Origin of the sequence: Tardiphaga sp. (assembly GCF_041424195.1) — a bacterium.
GTDB lineage: Bacteria > Pseudomonadota > Alphaproteobacteria > Rhizobiales > Xanthobacteraceae > Tardiphaga.
Window position 1 is genome coordinate 1 of record NZ_JBGMOE010000177.1, and the last position, 4,601, is coordinate 4,601.

Here is a 4,601-nt window from a genome sequence, read left to right on the forward strand (position 1 = left end):
CGTCAATCGAAGTAATTGTGCATACACCCCAGCGCCCGTAAGTCCCTGAATTTACGCCAATCCCGTTTTTGATGGGTACACTTTTACTTCGCATGTGTTCGAAGTAAAGTTGCGACATCCTTGAAATGCGCGGCAAAAGTGCTAAATTGTATAAAAACCAGCGGAGATCCGCATGGCGCCTGGCAATTCACACTCACGCTTCACTCATCCGATCGATAGCGAGCGGCCCAAAGGCGCGTCGCGCTTTGAGTTTTTCGCCCCCAAGCTCAAGCGCCGAGTGACGCTCTTCGACCCGTTCCATGTTCGGCTTTGGGCGCTCCTCGAAAGTAATCCCCGGGTGTTTCGTTATTGCGAGCGCCCAGCGTACTGGCGTCATGACAACAGTCGGCAACTGCTCGATTTTTGGGTGAGGGCTGGGCGACGCGAAATGTGCTGGATCGTTACGCCCACGCCACAACCGGCCCGGGCTGGGGTCCTGAGTCCCGACGACGATATCGGTGTGCGATATGTGCATGTCCAAAATCTTGCCGCCCACAGCATCTGGATCGAGAACTGGATGCGCATCCTGCCCTACCTTGCGTCGAATGAGCGCTTTGTCAGCGAAAGGTTGTTGCTCGATGTCGAGCGGGCGACATCGACCGCGCCAACGCTGGGGCAACTCGAACGCGACTTTCAGCCATATGACACCGTGCTTGTCCGCACCGCGGTATTCCTGTTACTGCACAGAGGGCGCATCAAGGCGAAGTCATTGCGTGATCGGCCGTTGGGGCCGGCGATCGAATTGCTGAAGGAATCGATATGACTGGCCGTCGCAGCGCCGCTGTGACGGATCGCGCCGACCCGACATTGTGGCCGACCGTGGCTTGGCCAACCCTCTCTGGAGATCAACAAAAAATATTTCGCGCCCGTGAAGAAGCGGTTCGGCTGTATTGTCAGCGCGCCTCCCTGCGTGCCATCGAGGCCGCCACCGGCGTGCCGTTCAGCTCCGTGCGCCGGCTCTACGAACGCTGCCTACAGACCCATGCCGACGGACGTCTGCAGGGCTTGCGCGCACTCGTTCCCTACGAACACGTCAAGTCCTACCGGCGCTCGGCAACGAGCGTCCGATCCGGTCCTGCTGGCAAGGCTGGCGCATTCCAGCAATTGCTGGAACGTCACCCTGAGCTGGAAGTCCTGATCGTCCATGAGCTGCAAGCACACCACGTCGTTTTAAGAGACGGGCCAAACGGCCTTGTTGTCAGCGGGCTGAGCGCACTGCATAAGCGCTTTCGCCTGCTTTGTCTTGAGCTGGGCCTGACGCAACGGGACTATCCCCTGGTTCAGCACGAGCAAGGGATCCGCAGCTTGGCCGCGGCGGTCAAGTCCATCGCCACGCGCTCTTTTGAACTGGCAGCGCGCGCCGCGCTCGCGCAAAAACGCTCCGGCGGTGTACGTCCGAACGCCGAAGGCCTGCCATTGGTCGCGACCATCCCGTTCGATGCCGTTGAATTCGACGGACACCGGGTCGACGTGCGGCTGCGCATCGTCTTTGAACGCGTCGCCGGCGTCGAGGAATCGTTCGAAATCGATCGCGTCTGGCTGCTCAGTATCATCGACATTTGCAGTCGGGCGATCTTGGGTTACCACATCGTGCTCGAACCGGAATATAGTCGCTTCGACGTACTCAAGACGGTCGAGCGGGCTCTTGTCCCGTGGCGCCCTCCTGCCCTGACTATTCCCGGCCTGCGCTTTGCCTCTGGCGCCGGCATGCCTTCCGAGCGCTTCCCGGAACTTGGCTATGCGCTCTGGAACTTGTTCCGCTTCGACAATGCGAAAGCCAATCTCGCCGAGGACACCTTGCGCGTACTGACCGATATTGTCGGCTGTGGCGTCCATGCCGGTCCTGCTTACCGCCCCAACGAGCGCCCCCATATTGAACGTTTTTTCGGCATGTTGGCATCAGTCCTTGCGCACCGCTTGCCCGGCACCACGGGCACCGGCCCTGCCGATCCCCGTCGTCACCTTGCGGAACTGACCGGCACAGCGCCGGCCGTGGTCCGGCTCGACGAATTGATGGAACTGACCGCGGTGGCGATCGCCAACTACAACGCCGCTTCGCACACTAGCCTGGGCGGCCGTTCGCCTCTGGAAATGCTGGGCTATTATTTGCGCGAAAAACAGAGTGCGCTGCGCTGGCTGGCCGAGCCCATGCGCCGCAACCTGTGTCTGCTCCAGCACGAACACGAAGGACACGTGCGTGGCAGCATCGTCAAGGGTGTGCGGCCCTATATTCATTTCTTCGGCGCGCGCTACACGAGCCATGCTCTGGCCGGGCGGGCGGACCTGATTGGCAAGCCGGTGCTGCTCTATTTTGACACCGAGGACGTGCGCGCATTGCGCGTATTCGACGCAGCCGGACGTGAGCTATGCGTGGTGGAGGTCCAAGGGGCTTGGCGCTATACGGCCCATACCCTGCGTATGCGCAAGGAAATCCTTTCCCTCGTGCGGGCGCGCAAGCTTCACATTGCGTACAATGACGATCCGGTCCAGTGCTATCTCGATTATCTGCGCCATGGCGCAGCCAGGCTGCGCCGCTCAGCCAGTAAAGTGGAGATAGCGCGTAGGGCAATTGATGCTGCCGCGCCGGTGCCGAAGGCGCCACCCGGTCCGGCCGACAACAAGGCGCAATTCGACTGTGCCACAGCGCCCGTCGCGGCCCCTTCCGAGGAAGCCCAAAAAGCCAAAATCCCGGTCAAGGGCAAGCGGCTCGTCATCGGCTCCGGTCAAGTGTTTTCGCGCTAGTCATGGCCAAGGAAAAATCACCAACGGCGAGCGATGGCAGGACGCTCACGCGACCGGTCGCAATTGACCACCATCCCTTGAACAATCGCACCTACCGCGTCGCCACGACGGCCATTGAGGATTGCTGGCTGCTGGTGTCCAGGTGTCTGCAATACCGCATCCCCGGGGCGCTGATCTATGGTGAAAGCCGACTGGGCAAGACCTATGCTATCGAATACCTGCGCATGCTGATCCACCGCGAGCGGCCGGAAATCCCGACCTTCCACGTCCAGTCCGAGCACAAGGCCAGCCGCAGCGAGGGTGCATTTTTCACTCGGCTGCTACGGTCGGTGCGACATCCAACGCCAGACATTGGTCGCAATGCCGGGAAGCGAAGGGCTTTGCACGAGCGGCTGCGCGATCTGGCGGAAGCCCAGGGCAGTACATCGGTCATATTTTTCTGCGACGAGGCGCAGCGTTATTGTCTGCATGAATATGAGTGGCTGCGCGACGTCCATGACGAACTCGCCCAATGCGGCGTGCGCTTGACGACCTTTCTGTTTGGTCAGGAACGGCTCTGCGAGCAACGGGCGCGCTTTCAGGAAACCGGCGACACGCATATCGTCAAGCGTTTCATGGTGGAGACCTTGCGGTTTCGGGGTATCCGCAGCGCGGTCGACGCCGCGACTTGCCTCAGGAGCTACGACGAGCACGCGTACCCGGTCAGCAGCGATTGGAGTTTCACGCGTTATTACTATCCCTTCGCTTTCGGGACCGGCATGCGGCTGGAGATGAGTGCCGACTTCCTGTGGGATGCCTTTGCCCAGGCCCACCAGCACGCCGGACTGGCCGGCACAGTCGAAATCCCGATGGAGTATTTTTCGCGCGCGGTCGAGGCCATTCTGCTCGATGGCCTGCTGCAAGATGCGCTCGACTTTCAATTGAACGAGCGCCACTGGAGCACGGTCGTGCAGCACTGTGGCTATGTGGCCTCCGAACAGGCTGTCGAGCGCAATGCGCGTGGACTGGGACGTTGAGTGTGACCCAGATGCGCCTGCCCGTGCTCATCGTTCCTCCCGGCGGCGTCAAGGTGCTGGCCTTGCCGAAGTTGGCCCCACATCTTTTTGCGCCGTATGAATCGGGCTGGGCGTGGGCTGCCAAACTCGCCGCTGCAAACGCGTTATCGTCCTGCGAAGTTGCGGCGTTGCTGGGCATTTCGGCGAGCAATCTATCTCCCCTGTTGCCCGATCACTTGCCTCGCGTCGCGCAGGTGCTGGGCAGGACATTGGGTTTTCCGGCCAGTCGGATCCAGGATGCCTTTCTCGAGGGCGGCTTGAGCAGTCTGCGCCCCCTGATGCACGACAGGCTTCGGTTTTGTCCCACGTGCGCGCGTCAGGGCCAGCATTTCATCATCCATCAGTTGCGGCCGTTTTCCCGTTGTCCGCTGCACGGTTTGCTGTTGCGCGATGGTTGTCACCGGTGCGGGAAGCCTATGGCCTACGGGCTGGGAAGTTCCCGGGTCTTTGGGCCAATCAATTGCCCGACCTGCCGGGCACCGCAGCTGCCGTTATCGGCCGGCGGTCAACCCGAGGCCTGTGTGATGTCGGCGCGTAGTGAAGACGTGATCGTGCGCTGGCTGCTCTTCTTGCGGCGACGCGTCACGCTGCCGGTTTTGTTCGAGATGGATGGCGGAATCGACGCGGGTCGATGCGCGGGGGCTCTGCGCGCAGACTGTATCGAGGTGCGCATTCCACCCAGGTCGATACGCTATCGGCTCGCCCCGGCGGTGCAAGCTCGCTGGTGCGCCGACATGCAGCACAAGTGCCTCGAGATATGCTATT

4 protein-coding genes are annotated in these 4,601 nt (G+C 61.1%); all 4 read left to right on the top strand.

What is annotated here, in order from left to right; genetic code table 11:
* Positions 1–172 precede the first annotated feature (172 nt).
* A complete protein-coding gene (locus ACEK02_RS24000) occupies positions 173–802 on the top strand; it encodes a hypothetical protein (RefSeq protein WP_076572389.1) in 630 nt (209 codons plus the stop codon).
* Positions 799–2,781 carry a Mu transposase C-terminal domain-containing protein gene (locus tag ACEK02_RS24005; protein WP_131687623.1) on the top strand — a complete coding sequence of 661 codons (1,983 nt, stop codon included), beginning with the start codon at positions 799–801 and terminating at the stop codon, positions 2,779–2,781. Before ACEK02_RS24000 ends, ACEK02_RS24005 begins: the two co-directional genes overlap by 4 nt.
* A gap of 2 nt (positions 2,782–2,783) precedes the next feature.
* Positions 2,784–3,797 (top strand): ATP-binding protein, encoded by a 1,014-nt coding sequence (locus tag ACEK02_RS24010; protein WP_308925909.1) that lies wholly within the window; start codon positions 2,784–2,786, stop codon positions 3,795–3,797.
* A 2-nt stretch (positions 3,798–3,799) separates the two neighbouring features.
* Positions 3,800–4,601, top strand: an 802-nt coding sequence (locus ACEK02_RS24015; RefSeq protein WP_371424026.1) for a hypothetical protein, incomplete at its 3' end; no start/stop codon positions are given.

Bases quoted from the DNA above. Each gene is read 5' to 3' on its own strand.
- ACEK02_RS24000 (WP_076572389.1), top strand. From the start codon at position 173: ATGGCGCCTGGCAATTCACACTCACGCTTCACTCATCCGATCGATAGC.
- ACEK02_RS24005 (WP_131687623.1), top strand. From the start codon at position 799: ATGACTGGCCGTCGCAGCGCCGCTGTGACGGATCGCGCCGACCCGACA.
- ACEK02_RS24010 (WP_308925909.1), top strand. From the start codon at position 2,784: ATGGCCAAGGAAAAATCACCAACGGCGAGCGATGGCAGGACGCTCACG.